15 protein-coding genes are annotated in these 16,875 nt (G+C 69.4%); 5 read left to right on the top strand and 10 right to left on the bottom strand.

What is annotated here, in order from left to right:
• Positions 1-77: 77 nt before the first annotated feature.
• From H9Y04_RS30155 to H9Y04_RS30135, 5 genes are all read right to left on the bottom strand, one after another.
• Positions 78-2,375, bottom strand: coding sequence for a polysaccharide lyase 8 family protein (locus tag H9Y04_RS30155; protein ID WP_308801196.1), 2,298 nt, complete (start codon positions 2,373-2,375; stop codon positions 78-80).
• A gap of 350 nt (positions 2,376-2,725) precedes the next feature.
• A complete protein-coding gene (locus H9Y04_RS30150; protein WP_308801194.1) occupies positions 2,726-3,790 on the bottom strand; it encodes a LacI family DNA-binding transcriptional regulator in 1,065 nt (354 codons plus the stop codon).
• Between the two features lie 64 nt (positions 3,791-3,854).
• The gene (locus H9Y04_RS30145) at positions 3,855-5,516 is read right to left on the bottom strand and encodes a type 2 periplasmic-binding domain-containing protein (RefSeq protein ID WP_187817254.1); all 1,662 of its coding nucleotides are present in this window, start codon (positions 5,514-5,516) and stop codon (positions 3,855-3,857) included.
• 98 nt (positions 5,517-5,614) lie between these two features.
• Positions 5,615-6,478, bottom strand: a complete 864-nt coding sequence (locus H9Y04_RS30140) for a carbohydrate ABC transporter permease (RefSeq protein WP_187817348.1) — start codon at positions 6,476-6,478, stop codon at positions 5,615-5,617.
• 32 nt (positions 6,479-6,510) lie between these two features.
• Complete coding sequence (locus H9Y04_RS30135) at positions 6,511-7,365, bottom strand: ABC transporter permease (protein ID WP_187817253.1); 855 nt, start codon at positions 7,363-7,365, stop codon at positions 6,511-6,513.
• Between the two features lie 340 nt (positions 7,366-7,705).
• Here H9Y04_RS30135 and H9Y04_RS30130 point away from each other — a divergent pair, with 340 nt between their 5' ends.
• Complete coding sequence (locus H9Y04_RS30130) at positions 7,706-8,683, top strand: hydroxyacid dehydrogenase (protein WP_187817347.1); 978 nt, start codon at positions 7,706-7,708, stop codon at positions 8,681-8,683.
• A 317-nt stretch (positions 8,684-9,000) separates the two neighbouring features.
• A complete protein-coding gene (locus H9Y04_RS30125) occupies positions 9,001-9,720 on the top strand; it encodes a helix-turn-helix transcriptional regulator (RefSeq protein WP_187817252.1) in 720 nt (239 codons plus the stop codon).
• Between the two features lie 12 nt (positions 9,721-9,732).
• Here the strand turns inward: H9Y04_RS30125 and H9Y04_RS30120 are convergent, their stop codons facing one another.
• Both H9Y04_RS30120 and H9Y04_RS30115 read right to left on the bottom strand, forming a co-directional pair.
• Positions 9,733-9,981, bottom strand: a complete 249-nt coding sequence (locus H9Y04_RS30120; protein ID WP_187817251.1) for a DUF397 domain-containing protein — start codon at positions 9,979-9,981, stop codon at positions 9,733-9,735.
• Positions 9,978-10,802 (bottom strand): helix-turn-helix domain-containing protein, encoded by an 825-nt coding sequence (locus H9Y04_RS30115; protein ID WP_187817346.1) that lies wholly within the window; start codon positions 10,800-10,802, stop codon positions 9,978-9,980. Before H9Y04_RS30115 ends, H9Y04_RS30120 begins: the two co-directional genes overlap by 4 nt.
• A gap of 130 nt (positions 10,803-10,932) precedes the next feature.
• On the opposite strand from H9Y04_RS30115, the gene H9Y04_RS30110 reads away from it, so the two are divergent.
• Positions 10,933-11,412 carry an ATP-binding protein gene (locus H9Y04_RS30110; protein WP_187817250.1) on the top strand — a complete coding sequence of 160 codons (480 nt, stop codon included), beginning with the start codon at positions 10,933-10,935 and terminating at the stop codon, positions 11,410-11,412.
• Here H9Y04_RS30110 and galK read toward each other — a convergent pair.
• Genes galK through galT form a run of 3 tightly spaced genes read right to left on the bottom strand, consistent with a single transcriptional unit; the run spans position 11,372 to position 14,546 of the window.
• Positions 11,372-12,520 (bottom strand): galactokinase, encoded by a 1,149-nt coding sequence (gene galK / locus H9Y04_RS30105; protein ID WP_187817249.1) that lies wholly within the window; start codon positions 12,518-12,520, stop codon positions 11,372-11,374. The two genes, H9Y04_RS30110 and galK, sit on opposite strands and share 41 nt — an antisense overlap.
• 5 nt (positions 12,521-12,525) lie before the next feature.
• A complete protein-coding gene (gene galE, locus H9Y04_RS30100; protein ID WP_187817248.1) occupies positions 12,526-13,488 on the bottom strand; it encodes a UDP-glucose 4-epimerase GalE in 963 nt (320 codons plus the stop codon).
• Positions 13,485-14,546: a galactose-1-phosphate uridylyltransferase gene (gene galT / locus H9Y04_RS30095; RefSeq protein ID WP_187817247.1), complete on the bottom strand. Its 1,062-nt coding sequence runs from the start codon at positions 14,544-14,546 to the stop codon at positions 13,485-13,487. The genes galE and galT overlap by 4 nt, the downstream gene beginning before the upstream one ends.
• A 217-nt stretch (positions 14,547-14,763) precedes the next feature.
• On the opposite strand from galT, the gene H9Y04_RS30090 reads away from it, so the two are divergent.
• Positions 14,764-16,434: a sodium:solute symporter family protein gene (locus tag H9Y04_RS30090; protein ID WP_187817246.1), complete on the top strand. Its 1,671-nt coding sequence runs from the start codon at positions 14,764-14,766 to the stop codon at positions 16,432-16,434.
• 24 nt (positions 16,435-16,458) lie between these two features.
• Entirely contained in the window at positions 16,459-16,740 is a 282-nt protein-coding gene (locus H9Y04_RS30085; protein WP_187817245.1) for a hypothetical protein, read from the top strand.
• Positions 16,741-16,875: the final 135 nt, after the last annotated feature.

The raw sequence follows: 16,875 nt of genomic DNA, 5'->3' as shown, positions 1-16,875 counted from the left end.
CGTGCAGCCCGGGCCGGCCGGTGTCAGGCCAGGCCGGCCCAGGGCCGGTCATGAGAAGGGCCGCGAGGCCCACGGGATCAGGCCAGTTCCACCACGTGCGTACGCCCGCGGGAGCCGCCGGTCGCCACCGTCACGACCGGCCGCGAGCCGGTCGTCACGCTCACGGTGGAGTCGGCGGAGACGACCCGCGAGGCCGCGTACGGCAGCTCGATCCGTACCGTGTCGTACGCGCGCGAGGTCTCCGCGACCGCCACGGAGATCCCGGCGGAGTGCTTGCGTACGAGGACGGTGGCCGGCGCCGAGCTGGTCAGGCCGTCCGCGCTGCCGGGGTGCCAGAAGTGGGCGGCGAGCAGGCCCTGGCCGGACGCCTCGATGGCCTGCACCTCCTTCTTGTTGGCGACGATCCGCACCGGCTGCGACGCCGCCCACTGGGAGGTCTGCGCGGCCGTGGCATTCGGGAGCAGCGCATAGGAGTAGGCGGTGGCGGTCGGGGATGCGCCGTGGTCGAGCCAGAGGGTCAGATAGCGACGGGTGACCGGGTCGTCAGTGCCCCCGGTGTCCTTGCCGGTGTTGATCGCCGCCCAGGTCCCGGTGCGCTCGTGGCGCAGCGCGCGCACCGACGCGCCACCCAGGAAGACATAGCCGCCGGTGCCCGCCAGATGCGCCCAGCGGGAGCCCGTGAACGTCTTCGTCCAGCCCTGTGTGCCGGGCTGTACGGCGCCGTCGACGGTGAGGGCGTTGGTGCCGGACCTGTGGAGGTTGCGGTTCTCCACGATCGTCTCGATCGTGCGGCCGTCGGTGGACGTGATGTCCGTGCCCAGCGCGATCACGGTGTCGTCGAGGGTGAACCACACCTTCTTGGCCGTCAGCGTCGAGCCGTCGGCGACGAGTTTCATCGCGGCGGCGCCGAAGCGCCCGCCGAGGGTCGCGCCGCCCGCCGTCAGGTTCGTCGGCTGGAAGGTCTTGGTCCCGTTCGCGTCCCCGATCTTCGCGCGGGTACGGGTGTCGACGGTGGTGCCCGGCAGCCGGTACGGATCGACGGTCGCCCAGAAGCTGTCGCCGAACTGGCCGAGATCGCCCGCAGTGTAGAGGTAGGTGACGCCGTCGCCCTGGTACCAGCCGTGCTTGTTCTCGAAGTTGCCGCACTCGTACGCCGACACACGCGCCGACGACATGCCGAGGCTCAGCGCCCACGTCGGGCGCCGGTGCACCATCCGGTCCATGCCGGGGAAGGCGAAGGCCCCGGTGAGCGGGGCGGTGGGGACGATCGCGGTGTTGTCGAGCACGGACCGGGCGCGGGCGACCTGCGGGATGCTCGCGCCGTCCAGGTACGGGGTGGTCTTGTTGCGCTGGATCCAGCCCTTGGCCAGGGCCCGCCAGCGGGCGGCGTATGCGGCCGGTGCGGTCTGGGCGAGCAGCAGGATGCCGGAGATGACGCGCGCGCCCTTGTCGGAGTCGGGCGTCTTCCAGCGCGAGACCGAGCGTCCGTTCTGCGAGTCCATCATCAGGCCCTCGAAGACGAACGGCGCGAACGAACGCTCCACGGCGTTGTGGATGACGGTCACGTCCGGGTCGGTGACGGCCCACTGGGAGCCCGCGAGCAGCGCGAGGATGTACGCGAGTCCGGAGAGCATGACCTGGCCGTACGCGCCCGTGTAGGCCACGTAGTTGTGCTGGATGAAGGAGCCGTCCGCGTAGAAGCCGTCGCCCGAAGTCACGTACGTGAAGAGGCTGTTGGCGCCCGAGCCGGCCACGTCCGAGAGGCCGTCGCGGCCCTGGGCGACCTTGGCCGCGTCGCGGGCGAGCAGGCCGTGCAGGGCGACGATCACGGACTTGTCGGAGCGGTTGGCGCCGGTCTCGACGCCGGCGTAGGAGACGCGGCGGTCGGGGTTCGGGCACCATTTGGCGACCGTGGCGAGGTAGGCGGTGAGGTCGGCGGCGGGGAGCTTCGTACGCATCAGGACGCAGGTGTCGAGCAGGCCGCGCGGGGCGCCGATCTCCCAGAACCACCAGTTGCCGGTGCGGGTGGCGGTGGGGTTGTAGGCGCGGTCGTACAGGAAGCGCAGGCCGCCGATGACCGCCTGGGCCACGTCCTCGCGGCCGCTCAGCGAGGTGCCGGGGACCTTCCATGCGGAGGCGAGGGTGGCCAGGCGGGGGTAGCTCTGGCCGAACATGTCGGGGTCGGTGACGGGCGCCATGTCCGCCCACAGGAAGGTGCGTCCGGCGGAGCGGTCCATCGTCGCCCACAGCTCGGCGGCGGTGGTGTCGAGGCGGTCCACGGCGGCGGCGAAGTCGGGGTCGGCGGCGTTGAACGAACCGCCGGTGATCAGCTCCTCGGCGCGCTGCAGCAAGGTGTCGAAGGCGTCGGCGTTCACGCCGGCCCCTGTGTCATCGGCTGCCGCCGCGTGCGGCGCGGAGAGGAGACCGGCTGCCGACGCGGACAGCAGGAGCCCTCCGACGCCGGAGGCGCCCAGGATTCTTCGGCGGCTTATGTGAGAGGGCTGGGGCATAGGGGGCTCCCGGGTCGCGGTCGGCGCGTGCGGTGCCGCATAGCATGTAACCGCTTCCTATGGCTGACAAGGGTGTGAGCAAGGGGAGTTACGGGAGACTGCACAGATCTGCGTAACCGGTTACAGGAGGCGGCAGCCGTCAAGGACCCCCAGCCACCCGGCGTCCGCAGTCGCCGTGGTGGTCGCCGTGGTGGTCGCCCTGGTGGGGGACCGCATCAACTCCCCACCCGGGCCACCGACTTGCGCACCACGATGTGCGTGCCGAGCACCTGCTTCTCCTGCCGTCGCGCACCCGCCGTGCCCAGCGCCTCGTCGCGCAGCGCCATCCGTACGGCGGTGCGGCCGAGTTCCTCGCCGGGGATGTGCACCGTGGTCAGCGGCGGGTCGAGGTGGGCCGAGTGCCGTTCGTCGTTGTAGCCGACCACCGACACATCGCCCGGCACGTCGAGCCCGTAGTCGTGCAGCGCGCGGATGACACCCGTGGCCACCCAGTCGTCGGCCGCGAACACCGCCGTGAAGTCCGGCTTTCCGCCGCACGCGGACAGCAGCCGGTGCGCCGCCGCCAGGCCGTACTCCAGCTCAAGCCCGTCGCACTCGACGATCCGGGCCCGCTCGGGCGCGATGCCGAAGTCGGCGAGCCCGGCCCGGAATCCGGCAAGGCGCTGCTCGCTCGTGGACAGCCCCGGGATATGTCCGATGTACGCGATGTCGCGGTGCCCGGCTGCCAGGAGATGGCTGGTCACCGCACGCGCCCCGGCCTCGTTGTCGTACTCGACGATCAGCGCCGGCAGATCCGCGGACGGCACCGGCCGCCCGCACAGGACCAGACGCGAGCCCGCCGCCTCAAGTCCCTGTGCGTAGCGGGCGATCCGCTCCCGGTACGCGTCGTCCTCGACCACACCGCCCGCGAGGACCACCGTCTCCGCGCGCTGCTCGCGCATCATCTGCACGAGCGCCAGTTCGCGGTCCGGGTCGCCCCCCGTCTGGCACACCAGGGACAGGCGCCCGCAGGCCGCCGCCTCCGCCTCCACACCGTGCGCGATCGCACCGTAGAACGGGGCGTGCACCGCCTGGATCAGGACGGCCACGGTCTTGCGGCCGTTGCCCGCGAGCCCGCGGGCATGGGCGTTCGGGACGTAGTCGAGATCGTTGACCGCACGCATCACCTTGGTGCGCGCGTGCGCCGAGGTCGGGTAGGTGCCCGCGAGCACCCGGGAGACGGTCGCGACGGAGACGCCCGCCTGTGCGGCGACGTCCTTGATGGTGACTTTCTGCGTCACCGGGCCTCCTGGTCTACGGGCCGGGGGCACCTGCTCGTACGCCCCCGGCCGTTGTGGCATAACCCTACTTGTCGAGTGCCGAGCGCTCCTCGGCGAACTCCTCCGCGGCCTGCTTGCCGCCGGACTGCTGCCACTTGCTGTAGATCGCGTCCCAGTCGGACACCTTCTGGCGGCCGGTGACGATGGCGGTGACCCCGTCCGCGACGATCTGGTCGAGCGAGGCGCCCTTGCTGGTGAAGGTCGCGGACTGCAGGCCCCACTGGTCGTTGCGCTTCAGGAGCGGCACGGTCTTCTTCTGCCACTCGTGGTTGACCTTGGCGGCCTCCGCGAAGCCCGGCAGGTAGAGCACCGGCGGCGCGTCGCAGATACGGCCGAAGGGCAGGGCCTTCGTCTCGGTGATGCCCAGCTCGGTGAGGATCGGGTTGTTGTCCTTGTCCCGCTCGAAGTGGGTGCCCTCGACGCCGTACTCGAGGAGCTCGAACTCCTTGCTGCCGAACGGCGAGGCGAGGTAGTCGAGGACGCGGAGCAGCATCTCGATGCGCTTCTTCGGCGCCTTCTTGAGGACCGTGTAGCCGAAGCAGCCGCGGTTGCGCATGGCGTGCTGCCCGGCACCCGCGTCGTACGGCATGGCGGCCGCGACCTCGAACGCACCCTTGGAGTCGCGGAGGTTGGGCTGCAGGGCCAGGAAGCCGTCGACCACACCGCCGACCGTCCCGTTGAAGTACTGGGTGTTGAGGTCGGGGACGGACAGCGAGGTGGAGTCGGGGTGGAAGGCCTTGCCCTTGTGCAGCCGCACCAGGAACTCGAGGGACTCCTTGAAGCCCTCGTGCCCGTACATGTCGGCCATCTTGCCGTCCTTGAACTCCCACAGGTTCGGAGTGCCGTGCTGGATGGCGTGCGTCCTGAAGCCGAACGGGTTCGAGCCGGTGTAGGCGCCGAGCGCGAAGCGCTTGGAGTTGGAGGCCTTGATCGCGGACTGGATGAAGTTGTCCGCCGAGCCTCCGTCCTGGTAGCCGGCCGCCTTGTACATGTCGGCGTTGATGAAGAGGGTGTCGCCGAAGGCGGGCCGCGCCACCGGGACGCCGAAGATCTTCCCGGAGATACGGCCCATGCCCTCCCAGGCGTACGTGGGGATGTTCGCCAGGTGCGGGTAGTCCTTGGCCGCGTCACCCGAGAGGAACTCGCTCAGGTCGGCCATCTTCTTCTTCACGAACTCCGCCTCGCGCGGGAAGCTCGCGATACCGCCGATGTCCAGGATGTCGGGCAGGTCGTCGCCCGCCATCACCGTGGCGATCTTCTTCGGGAAGTCGGCCACCGGCACGGCGCTGAACTTGATCTTGATGCCGAGTGCTTCCTGCACCGCCTGCCAGAACTTGTTGTTCTCGTAGGGCGTGGGCGCGGTGCCGTAGGTGACCGCCATGAGGTGCACGGTGGACCCGTCGCCCGGCTTGTCGTTGGTCGCCTGGTACGTGTCCGAGGGGTAGTTGAGGAAGCCGTCCTGCACACCCTCCGCGGTACCCGGCAGATCGGGCTTGGGGCCCTTGGTGATGGGGGTGTACGTGGGCCACGGAGCCAGCTTGGTGCCCTTGTTGCCGACCGAGCTGTCGGTGGCGCCGCCGCTGCACGCGGTCAGCAGGGCGGGGGCGGCGATCACGGCGCTGCCGGCGCCTATGGCGCGCAGCAGGGTGCGCCGGGAGAAGCCGGGGGAGGAGGTGGAAGCGGACATCGGCGTCTGCCTTTCGTGGCAAGGGAGTCGGGGCGTGCGGTGAGGTGCCGGGACGCGGCAGTGGGGACGTGCGGTGAGCTGCCGGGACGAGGCGAGGGTCAGCTCTTGATGGCGCCGGTGAGCACGCCCTTGGTGAAGTACTTCTGGAGGAACGGGTAGACCAGGAGGATCGGGACGGTGGCGGTCACCAGGACCGCCATCTGCGTGGTCTGCGGGGCCGCGACGTTGGCCGCCTCGGCCGCGCCGCTGTCGGCGAGCTGGGCGCCGCCGAGCACGTAGGTGCGCAGCACCTGCTGGAGCGGCCAGTGCTCGGACTCCATGTAGATCGAGGCGTGGAACCAGGAGTTCCAGTACGTCACCGCGTAGAAGAGGCCGACGACCGCGAGCACGGCCTTCGACAGCGGGACGACCACGATCCAGAGGATCTTCCAGTCGCTGGCGCCGTCGAGCCGGGCGGCCTCGAAGAGCTCCTCGGGGATGCCCTGGAAGAAGCCGCGCAGGACGATCAGGTTGAAGACGTTGATCAATGCCGGGGCGATCAGGGAGGCGTAACTGTCGAGCATGCCGAGCTCTTTGACCACCAGATAGCCGGGGATCATGCCGGGCGGGAAGAGGAAGGTGAAGAGCACCAGGAGCAGCACCGGCTTGCCCCCGTACACCCTGGGCCTGGACAGGGCGTACGCGAGGAGCACGCTGCACAGCATGCTGAACGCGGTACCGACGGCGGTCAGCGCGACGGAGATCCACAGGGCCCGGCCGACCACACCGCCGGAGAAGATGGCCTCGTACGCCCGAAGGGTCGGGTCGCTGGGCCAGAGCACATAGCCGCCGTTGGCGACGACCTCGTGGTTGGAGGCGAACGAGGTCGAGACGACCACGAGGAAGGGCACCGTGACCAGGAGGATCACGACGGTCAGGGCGAGGCCCTTCGCGGCGCTGGTGAGCGGCTTGGGCTTCTCCATCCAGGCCGGGCGTACTGCCTTCTTGGCGTGACTCACTTGTAGATCCCCTGTTCGCCGAGGCGGTGGGCGACCTTGTTCGCGGTGTAGACGAGCACGGCGCCGATGACGCCCTTGAACAGGCCGGCCGCCGCCGCGTAGCCGAAGTCGCCCTGGAGCAGGCCCTGGTAGTACACGAAGGTGTCGATGATCTCGGCGGCCTCGGGGCCGTACGCATCGCGCTGGAGCAGCATCTGCTCGAAGCCGACGGAGAGGATGTCGCCGATCCGCAGCAGCAGGAGCAGGATGATGATGGGCCGGATCTGGGGCAGCGTGACGTGCCAGAAGCGGCGCCAGGGTCCCGCGCCGTCGAGCGCCGCGGACTCGTAGAGCTCCTCGTTCACCTGCATCAGGGCGGCGAGGAAGATGATCGTGCCCCAGCCGCCGTCCTTCCAGATCACCTGCGCGACGACCAGCGGCTGGAACGCGTCCGGGTTGCCGATGATGTGCACCGTGTGCAGCCCCGCGTCGCCGAGCATGCCGTTCAACAGGCCTGTACCGCCCAGGACTTGCTGGAACAGCGCGACCACGATCACCCAGGACAGGAAGTGCGGCAGATAGACCACGGACTGCACGAAGCGCCGCAGCAGGTCCGAGGTGAGGCTGTGCAGGAGCAGCGCGAGCGCCAGCGGTACGGGGAAGAAGAACACCAGCTGCAGCAGCGCGATGACCAGGGTGTTGGTCACCGAGTGCCAGAAGTCGGCGTCCGCGAACATCCGCTCGAAGTTGTCGAAGCCGACCCACGGGCTGACCCAGAGGCCTTCGAACGGGATGTACTCCTTGAACGCGATGACGTTGCCGAAGAGCGCCCCGTAGTGGAACACCAGGAAGTAGGCGAGGCCCGGCAGCATCAGGAGGATCAGCGTGCGGTCACGATGAAACCGTTTCCACCGATCACGCTTTGGCGGCTTGGGTGATATGACCTGCTTGGGCCCAGCGTCAGGCGACTTCACCGCCTCTGTACGCGTGGCATTTTGAGACACCGTGGCCACGGGCCACCCCTTCGTCGTCCGTTCAAGGTGACGGGAATCTAAAGCGGTTACATGAGCCGGTCAATACTTCTGACCCTGCGGGTTCCTTGACCCGTGCTGGTCTGGGTCTCTAGCCTGCGACTCCTGATAGAAAACGGTTACTTCAGAAGTTTCCCGAGTGGAGGTCCGCGTGGCAGACAGACTCACGGTGGCGCTCGCCATGACCGCCGAGGAGGCGGCCATGGTGCTGCCGCACGACCTCCGCGAGCGGATACGTGAGGTCGCCGACCTGGCCGGCGACGGAGTCCCGCTGTCCGGTGACCTCACGACGCGGCCGGTACGTGAAGTACTCGCGGAGGTCCAGGTGTTGGTGACCTGCTGGGGCTGTCCGCCGCTGACCGAAGACGTCCTCGCCGGTGCTCCGCGGCTCCAAGTCGTGCTGCACGCCGCCGGATCGGTGAAACGGATCGCCGCACCGGCGGTCTGGGACCGGGGACTGCTCGTGTCCTCGGCCGCCGACGCCAACGCCGCACCGGTCGTGGACTACACCCTCGCCGCGATCGTCCTCGCAGGGAAACAGGCGCTGCCCGCCGCCCGCGCGTACCGCACCGCGTTCCCGGCGCACTCCGAACGCGAGGGCGTGGACGGCCGGACCATCGGGGTCATCGGTGCCTCCCGGATCGGCCGCGGCGTGATCAAGGGCCTTGCCGCTTCGGGCCGCGGCCACCGCATCCTGCTGCACGACCCGTACGTGGACGACGCCGCCGCGCGGAAGATGGGCGCCGAACCCGCCGACCTCGACACGCTGTGCCGCGAGTCCAGCATCGTCAGCGTGCACGCACCCGAACTCCCGGAGACCCGCCACCTGTTGGACGCCCGGCGCCTGGCCCTGATGGCCGACGGCACGACGCTGATCAACACCGCGCGGGGCTCCCTGGTGGACACGGATGCACTGACCCGCGAATGCGCGAGTGGCCGCCTGAACGCCTTCCTCGACGTGACCGACCCGGAGCCGCCACCGCCGGGCCACCCCCTGTACGACCTGCCGAACGTCCTGCTCACCCCGCATATCGCCGGTGTTCAGGGCAGCGAGCTGCGGCGCCTGGGCGAGTACGTGGTGGCGGAACTGGAGCGCCACGCCCGGGACGAGCCGCTGCGCGGCCTTGTCACCCGGGAGGAGCTGGCGCGCCTGGCGTGACCGAGGCGGCTCGACGGCCGGCGTCACCGAAGACGGCGGGGCGGCCCCGCGGAGGGGGTGGGGCCGCCCCGCATTCCGTATCCGGTATCCGTTGTCCCGGGGATGCGGACGATCCCCGGGCATCTCGGCACCGTATGCGGGAAGCATTCCTCGTCCGCGTACCGCCCCCTTCAGTCCCGAATAGCAGGGATTTCGGTATTCCGAGGTGCTTCTGGCCGGTAGGGGGCGCGTAACGTCGAACAACCGTGTAGCTTCCGGGAGATGAAGGGCTGGGGGGCTCCGATACTTGTGCGCGTGGGGGAATGGGGGGTGGCCCGATGGGTGTGCGACTCATGGTGGTCGACGATCACCGTCTGCTGGCCGAGGCGCTCGCCTCGGCCCTGAAACTGCGCGGACACCGGGTGCTCGCCGCCGCGGCACCGGCCGCGGGGGCGGCCGAGCTGGTGGTGCAGCGGGCGCCCGAGGTCTGTCTGATCGGCACGTCCACACCCGCCGAGCCGGGCATGTTCGACCCGATCGTGAAGATCAAGCGGGAGCGTCCGCAGGTCGCCGTCGTGGTCCTCGGCCCGGTGCCCTCACCCCGCGGCATCGCGGCCGCGTTCGCCGCCGGCGCCTCCGGATACGTACGGCACGACGAGCGGATCGAAGGCGTCGAGCGCGCCATCATGAAGGCCCGCTCCGGCGAGGCGGCGGTGGCGCCCTCGCTCCTCCAGGGCGCCTTCGCCGAACTGCTCAACCCGGCCGCCCAGCCCGACGACGAGGGCCAGCGGCTCCTGCAGATGCTCACCCCGCGCGAGGTCGAGGTCCTCGTCCGGGTCGCGGACGGCGAGGACACCCGGCTGATCGCGGCGGGCATGGGCATCGCGCCGAGCACGGCCCGTACGCATGTCCAGCGCGTGCTGATGAAGCTCGGCGTCGGGTCCCGCCTGGAGGCGGCTGCGCTGGCCGCCCGTACGGGACTCCTGGACCGGGCCGGTCCGGTGGGCGGTGCGCACGCGGGGCCCGAGGAGCCTTCGGTCAACTCCGGCTCGGCGTAAGGTTTTTCGGCCCTACGCCTGCTCGGCGGCGAAGCCGGTGAAGTGGTGCCAGGCCTCGGGGCCCACGTGGAAGCCGGGGATCGTGGTGTCCTTGGAGTCGCGGATGTGGATGGCGGTGGGGCAGGGGGCGATCTCGATGCAGTCGTCGCCTGATCCGCTGCTGTACGTCGACTTGCGCCAGTCCAGGGCGACTTCTACGCAGCTGTCGCCCTCGGTCCCGCTGTAACTGCTCTTGAACCAGGCGAGTTCCGTGATGCTCATGGTGCTCCTCGCATTCGCTCCAGCAGGCTCCGGGAGTCTTCGGGAGTGGGGGCCTGCGAGCGCAGTGTCGCATAACGGTCGTGCAGTGCGGCTGCCTCTTTCGGGTCAGCGATCAGGCGGCCGTTCTTCTGTCCCTCCGAGTAGGCGAGGCGCCGTTGATCCGCTGTTTCCAGGAGCTGTATCGGCCCGTCCAGCGCCGCATGCAGCGAGGAGCGGATCGGCATGATTTGCAGGACGACATTGCGAGGTTCCGTACAGGCCAGGACATGATCCAGGAGCAGGCGGGTGACGTCGGGTCCGCCCAACTGCCGCTGGAAGATGTGCTCTTCGATGATGAAGCTGAACGATGTGCACGGCCTCTCCCGGAGTAGACGCTGGCGTTCCATCCGGGCGGTCACCTGCGCCTCAAGGCGGGCGTCGTCGAGCGGTGGCTGCGCGTTGGCGAACACGGTCCTCGCGTAGGCCTCGCATTGCAGCAGGCCAGGCACCAGGCGGCATTCGTACGTGTCGAGGCGCGTCGCCTCCTGTTCCAGTTTCGCCCACTGACGGAACCACGCGGCCAAACCGGGCTGCCGGGACAGGTGCTGTGCCGAGCGGCGGAGGGCACCGGTGTTGCCGAGCGCCGGTTCGGCGCGGTCGACGAAGTCGCGGTCGGGCATCCGGCGGCCCAACTCGATGGAGACCACCGTGTGTTTGGAGAAGCCCACGCGTGCCGCGAACTCCTCCCTGCTCAGCCCCGTGTGCTCCCGTAAGGCATGGACGACCGCACCGAAGGTCCGCAGACTGTCCGACGGGTCCGGCTCCTCGTACTCGGAGTGCATCAGGACCACCTCCCGTGACACAGGGTTACTGGTCACGATGCGTACTGTCCACCGTGCGTGCGCGTACGGTCGCGCACCGTACACGCTCCCAGGCTGGCCGCCGGGCCGCGCACCCCGGGACCGTAGCCCCATGAGCACCCGCCAACTCCCGACCAGCGCCCGCACCTTCACGCAACGCTTCTCCGGCACTCGCAGAGGCGCCCGCCTCGCCCGACTGCTCGCGGTCGAGCAACTGCGCTCCTGGGACGTTCCGTTCACCGCGGCCGAACACGCCGAAGCGGTCCTCGCCGAGCTTGCCGCCAACGCCGTGCTGCACGGCCACGTCCCCGGGCGGGACTTCGAGGTGCGGCTCACGCTCGCCGCGGACACGTTGCGCATCGAGGTCGACGACACCCAGCCGGACCGGCACCCCGACGAACAGCCCCCGTCCCCGGGCGGTGAGTCGGGGCGGGGGCTGCTGATCGTCGGTGCGCTGGCCGGGAGTTGGGGCGTCGTCGAGGGTCCGGCGCCGCGCAAGACGGTGTGGGCCGAACTGCCACTCGGCGGCAGTGCCGGGGGAGTGGTGGGTGTCAGCGCACCCGCCGCGCCCCCGCGGCAGGGACCGCCGTGAAGACCCGCGGTTCCGTCAGTCCACGGGACGCGAACGCCTCCACCACGGACTTCGCCACCTGATCCGCGGACGCCTCCTCGACCAGGACGATCGCCGAGCCGCCGAAACCGCCGCCCGTCATCCGGGCGCCAAGGGCCCCGGCCGACACGGCGGAGTCGACCACCAGGTCCAACTCCGGGCAGGAGATGCGGAAGTCGTCGCGCAGCGAGGCGTGGCCCTCGACGAGGACGGGGCCGATGCCCCGTACGTCGCCGGCGTCCAGGAGCGAGATGACCCGCTCCACGCGGTGGTTCTCCGTGACGATATGCCGTACCAGGCCCCGTATCTCGTCGGAGGAGAGCCGGTCGAGGGAGTCCGGCAGCGAGGCGAACGGAACATCCCGCAGCGCCGTGACCCCCAGCTCCGCGGCCCCCGCCTCGCACCCGGCCCGCCGCTTCCCGTACTCCCCCTCGCTGTGGGAGTGCTTGACCTGCGTGTCCACCACGAGCAGCCGAAGGCCGAGCGAGGCCAGGTCGAAGGGGACCTGGCGCTGGGACAGGTCCCGCGTGTCCAGGAACAGCGCGTGCCCGGACGTGCAGCACGCCGACGCCGTCTGGTCCATGATCCCGGTGGGCGCACCGACGTACACGTTCTCCGCGCGCTGGCACAGGCTGGCCAACTGCTGCCGTTCCAGGCCGAGTTCGAACAGATCGTTGAGCGCGAGCGCGACCACGACCTCGATCGCGGCGGAGGAGGAGAGCCCCGCCCCCGTCGGCACCGTGGACGCGAGGTGCACGTCCACGCCGCCCACCGCATGCCCGGCGTCCCGCAGCGCCCAGACCACGCTGACCAGGTAGTCGGCCCAGTCCGCCGACGTCCCCGGTACGGGGTCCGCGACCACGACGGGCTCACCGGCGATGTCCGCCGAGTGCACCCGTACCGCGGAATCCGTCCGCCGCCCGAACGCCGCCATCGCGGTGTGCGGAAGCGCGAAGGGCATCACGAAGCCGTCGTTGTAATCGGTGTGCTCACCGATCAGGTTGACCCGGCCCGGGGCCTCCCAGACGCCCTCGGGCTCGTACCCGTAGAGCCGCCCGAACTCCTCGGCCACATCCGTCACTTCGGTCACAGACCTCACCCCTCCTGGGACTGCGCGAAAGCCCACGCATCGGCGACGATCCCCGCGAGGTCCGCGCGGGACGGAGTCCAGCCGAGCCGCTCACGGGCGGCGTCGGCGGAGGCGACGAGGACGGCGGGGTCGCCGCCGCGGCGCGGGGCCACGACCTCGGGGATCGGGTGGCCGGTGACCTGGCGGACGGTGTCGATGACCTCCCGTACCGAGAAGCCCTCGCCGTTGCCGAGGTTGCAGATCAGATGCTCTCCAGGAGCGGTCGCGTCCAGCGCGAGCAGATGCGCCTCCGCGAGGTCCGCCACGTGGATGTAGTCGCGTACGCACGTCCCGTCCGGCGTCGGGTAGTCCTCGCCGAAGACGGAGATCGCCTCGCGCTTGCCCTGCGCGACCTGGAGGACGAGGGGGATGAGGTGCGACTCGGGGTCGTGCCGCTCCCCGCAAGTGCCGTACGCGCCCGCCACGTTGAAGTACCGCAGCGAGACCGCCGCGAGCCCGTGCGCCGCGCACTCGCCGGTGATCATGTGGTCGACGGCCAGCTTCGAGGCGCCGTACGGATTGGTCGGCGCGGTGGCCGCGGTCTCGACGATCGGGACCTCGGTGGGCTCGCCGTACGTCGCGGCCGTGGACGAGAAGACCAGCTTGCGCACGCCCGCCGTGCGCATCGCGCCGATCAGCGCCATGGTGCCGCCGACGTTGTTGTCCCAGTACTTCTCGGGCTTGACGACGGACTCGCCGACCTGCGAGTACGCGGCGAAGTGCAGCACCCCGTCGAAGGAGGAGTCCAGCCACTTGGCGGCGTCACGGATGTCGCCCTCGATGAACTCGGCGCCCGCGGGCACCCCTTCGCGAAAGCCCGTGGAGAGGTTGTCGAGCACGACCACCCGGTGGCCGGCCTCAAGAAGATGCTGGGCCACCACGCTGCCGACGTATCCGGCACCACCCGTGACCAGGTACTTCCCGCTCATGAACTCGCTACCTCTCGCAGTCGCTCGGCCGCGGTCTCCGGCGGCACGTCATTGATGAACACGCTCATGCCGGACTCGGAACCCGCGAGGAACTTCAGCTTGCCGGAAGTCCGGCGGATGGTGAAAAGCTCGAGGTGGAGGGCGAAGTCCTCGCGTTCCACACCGAAGGCGTCGAGCGGCGTGAACGGCGCCTGGTGCCATGCGGAGATGTACGGCGTCGGCGGCTCGTCCGGTCCGAAGATCCGGTCGAACCTGCGCAAGAGTTCCAGATAGATCTGTGGGAACTCTGTGCGCGCCGCCTCGTCGAGCGCGAGCAGGTCCGGCACGCGCTTCTTCGGATAGAGGTGGATCTCGTACGGCCAGTGCGCGGCGTAGGGGACGAAGGCGACCCAGTGCTCGCCCTCCAGGACGATGCGGGATCCGTCCTTCACTTCGCCGGCGACGAGCTCGTCGAAGAGGTTGCCCCCTGGCGAAGAGGCCTTGTGTGCGCCGAGCGAGCGCAGCATCAGGGAGGTCCGCGGCGTGATCTCCGGGTAGCCGTAGATCTGCCCGTGCGGGTGCCCGAGGGTCACGCCGATCTCGGCGCCGCGGTTCTCGAAGCAGAAGACCTGCGCGACGGACGGCAGATGCGACAGCTCGGCGGTCCGGTCGGTCCAGGCGTCGAGCACGAGGCGCGCCTGCTCCGGCGAGAGGTCCGCGAAGGCCGCGTCGTGGTCGGAGGTGAAGCAGACCACCTCGCAGCGGCCCGAGTCACCGGCGAGCGAGGGGAAGCGGTTCTCGAAGACGACCACGTCGTACGAGGAGTCGGGGATCTCGCTGAGCCGCTCGCCCCGCGAGGGGCAGAGCGGGCACTCGTCCGCCGGCGGGTGGTAGGTGCGGGCGTTGCGGTGCGAGGCGATGGCGACGAAGTCGCCGAGCAGCCGGTCCTCGCGGATCTCGGACGAGGTCGAGATCGGATCGAGCGGGCGCCGGTCGACCGCGTCGCGGACGACGTCGTCGCGCAGGTCGTAATGGATGAGCTCACGACCGTCGGCCAGACGCGTCGAGGTCTTCTTCACTTGGGCTGCTCCTATCGCACCCACCACCAAACAGAACCGAACACAACAAACCACAAGGCAACAGGGCCGTCAATGGGCGTGCACGCGCGGAGCCCCAGCCGCCGGAGTCTGCTTCATCACAATCAAACAAAGAACATCACCGGAACTGTTCAGTTTCCGAACTCGGAAGCGTAGGTTCCCGTTCCGATACGTTCGCGCAACGAAGCGAGACTCCCCCATGCAATACCTCGCCGAAGGGCTTCGGCTCCCCACCAACGGGCTGGACTACGCGATCCTGGCGATCTACTTCGCCGTCGTGCTCGGCATCGGGTTCGCCGCCCGGCGCAGTGTGAAGACCAGCCTCGACTTCTTCCTGTCCGGCCGTTCCCTGCCTGCCTGGGTGACCGGCCTCGCCTTCGTGGCGGCCAATCTGGGCGCCACCGAGATCCTCGGCATGGCGGCCACCGGTGCGCAGTACGGCGTGGCCGTCGTGCACTGGTACTGGATCGGCGCCATCCCGGCCATGGTCTTCCTCGGCCTGGTGATGATGCCGTTCTACTACGGCTCCAAGGTCCGCAGCGTGCCGGAGTTCCTGCTCCAGCGCTTCGACAAGAGCGCACACCTGCTGAGCTCGGTCCTGTTCGCCTTCGCCTCGATCCTGATCGCCGGCGTCAACCTGTACGCCCTGTCGATCGTGGTCGAGGCCCTGCTCGGCTGGCCGCAGTGGGTGTCCATCGTGGTCGCGGGCTTCTTCGTCCTCGCGTACATCACGATCGGCGGTCTCTCCTCCGCGATCTACAACGAGGTCCTGCAGTTCTTCGTCATCCTCGCGGCGCTCATACCCCTGACGCTGCTCGGCCTCAAGCGGGTCGGCGGCTGGGACGGTCTGACCGACTCGCTCACCAAGTCGCACGGCGACAACTTCCTGTCCGCCTGGGGCGGTACGGGCATCGGTGACGCCAACCCGCTCGGCGCGAACTGGCTGACCATCGTGCTCGGCCTCGGCTTCGTGCTCTCCTTCGGCTACTGGACCACCAACTTCGCCGAGGTGCAGCGCGCCCTGTCGGCCAAGAACCTGTCCGCCGCCAAGCGCACCCCGCTGATCGCCGCGTTCCCGAAGATCTTCATCGTCTTCATCGTGATGATCCCGGGCCTGGTCGCCGCCGTGCTGGTCCCGAAGATCGGCACCGCGGGCTCGGACCTCACGTACAACGACGCGATCCCGCTCCTGATGCAGGAGCTGCTGCCCAACGGTGTGCTCGGTATCGCCGTGACCGGTCTGCTCGCCGCGTTCATGGCCGGCATGGCCGCGAACGTCTCGTCCTTCAACACCGTGTTCACCGCGGACATCTGGGCCAAGTACGTGGTCAAGGGCCGTGAGGACACGTACTACTTGAAGTTCGGCCGGCTGATCACCGCGATCGGTGTCGTGGCCTCCATCGGCACGGCCTTCCTGGCCGCGTCGTTCTCGAACATCATGGGGTACCTGCAGACCCTGTTCTCGTTCTTCAACGTCCCGATGTTCGTGGTCTTCATCATCGGCATGTTCTGGAAGCGCGCCTCGATGAAGTCCGGTGTGTGGGGCCTGGTCGCCGGCACCTCGGCCGCGATGGTCAACTACTTCGTCGTCTACAAGCAGGGCGTCATCGACATACCGTCCGACCAGGGCGCCAACTTCGTCTCCGCCATCGTCGGCTTCGTCGCCGGTGCGCTGGTCATGGTCCTGGTCACGCTGTTCACCGCGCCCAAGCCCGAGGCCGAGCTCGCGGGTCTCGTGTACGGGACGACCTCGCCCGGTATGCAGGAGGCGCCCGACGAGGGCGACAGCGCCTGGTACCGCAAGCCGGCCCTGCTCGGCTGGGGCGCGATCGTGCTCGCCGCCGCCTGCTACATCCCGTACTCCTTCTAGAACCGATCGGAGGCCCTGAGAACCATGTCCGACCTGCAGCGCGAAGTCTCCGAGCTGGAGAGCAAGTCCGCGACCGCCGCCCGGCTCTTCGACATCCGGCGGATCATCGGCGGTCTGTTCGTGGTGTACGGAGTGATCGTCACGATCGCCGGCATCAACCCGTCCGACGCCGATCTGAAGAAGGCACAGGACGTCAACATCAACCTGTGGACCGGGCTCGCCATGCTGGCCCTCGGTCTGTTCTTCCTCGTCTGGCTGAAGCTGCGCCCCACGGCGCCGCCGACGCCCGAGGACGTACAGGAGTAGCTGTACGCGCAGAGCTCCTCGTACGGGGCCGGAAGCCCGCCCGGGCCTCCGGCCCCGTCGTCGTACCCCGCGCCGCGGCCCGCACCGCCTGCCGCGCCGTAGCCGCCCGCCTGCCCCTCTGAAGCTGCGCGGCAC

Origin of the sequence: Streptomyces polyasparticus (genome assembly GCF_014493765.1) — a bacterium.
In the GTDB taxonomy this organism is placed as follows: domain Bacteria; phylum Actinomycetota; class Actinomycetes; order Streptomycetales; family Streptomycetaceae; genus Streptomyces; species Streptomyces polyasparticus.
This window is presented reverse-complemented; position numbering and strand designations above follow the sequence as displayed.

What these genes read in the sequence shown, in the direction of transcription:
- H9Y04_RS30145 (WP_187817254.1), bottom strand. Translation starts at nt 5,516, where the DNA reads ATGTCCGCTTCCACCTCCTCCCCCGGCTTCTCCCGGCGCACCCTGCTG.
- H9Y04_RS30140 (WP_187817348.1), bottom strand. Translation starts at nt 6,478, where the DNA reads ATGGAGAAGCCCAAGCCGCTCACCAGCGCCGCGAAGGGCCTCGCCCTG.
- H9Y04_RS30135 (WP_187817253.1), bottom strand. Translation starts at nt 7,365, where the DNA reads ATGCTGCCGGGCCTCGCCTACTTCCTGGTGTTCCACTACGGGGCGCTC.
- H9Y04_RS30130 (WP_187817347.1), top strand. Translation starts at nt 7,706, where the DNA reads ATGACCGCCGAGGAGGCGGCCATGGTGCTGCCGCACGACCTCCGCGAG.
- H9Y04_RS30125 (WP_187817252.1), top strand. Translation starts at nt 9,001, where the DNA reads ATGGGTGTGCGACTCATGGTGGTCGACGATCACCGTCTGCTGGCCGAG.
- H9Y04_RS30120 (WP_187817251.1), bottom strand. Translation starts at nt 9,981, where the DNA reads ATGAGCATCACGGAACTCGCCTGGTTCAAGAGCAGTTACAGCGGGACC.
- H9Y04_RS30115 (WP_187817346.1), bottom strand. Translation starts at nt 10,802, where the DNA reads ATGCACTCCGAGTACGAGGAGCCGGACCCGTCGGACAGTCTGCGGACC.
- H9Y04_RS30110 (WP_187817250.1), top strand. Translation starts at nt 10,933, where the DNA reads ATGAGCACCCGCCAACTCCCGACCAGCGCCCGCACCTTCACGCAACGC.
- galE (WP_187817248.1), bottom strand. Translation starts at nt 13,488, where the DNA reads ATGAGCGGGAAGTACCTGGTCACGGGTGGTGCCGGATACGTCGGCAGC.
- H9Y04_RS30090 (WP_187817246.1), top strand. Translation starts at nt 14,764, where the DNA reads ATGCAATACCTCGCCGAAGGGCTTCGGCTCCCCACCAACGGGCTGGAC.
- H9Y04_RS30085 (WP_187817245.1), top strand. Translation starts at nt 16,459, where the DNA reads ATGTCCGACCTGCAGCGCGAAGTCTCCGAGCTGGAGAGCAAGTCCGCG.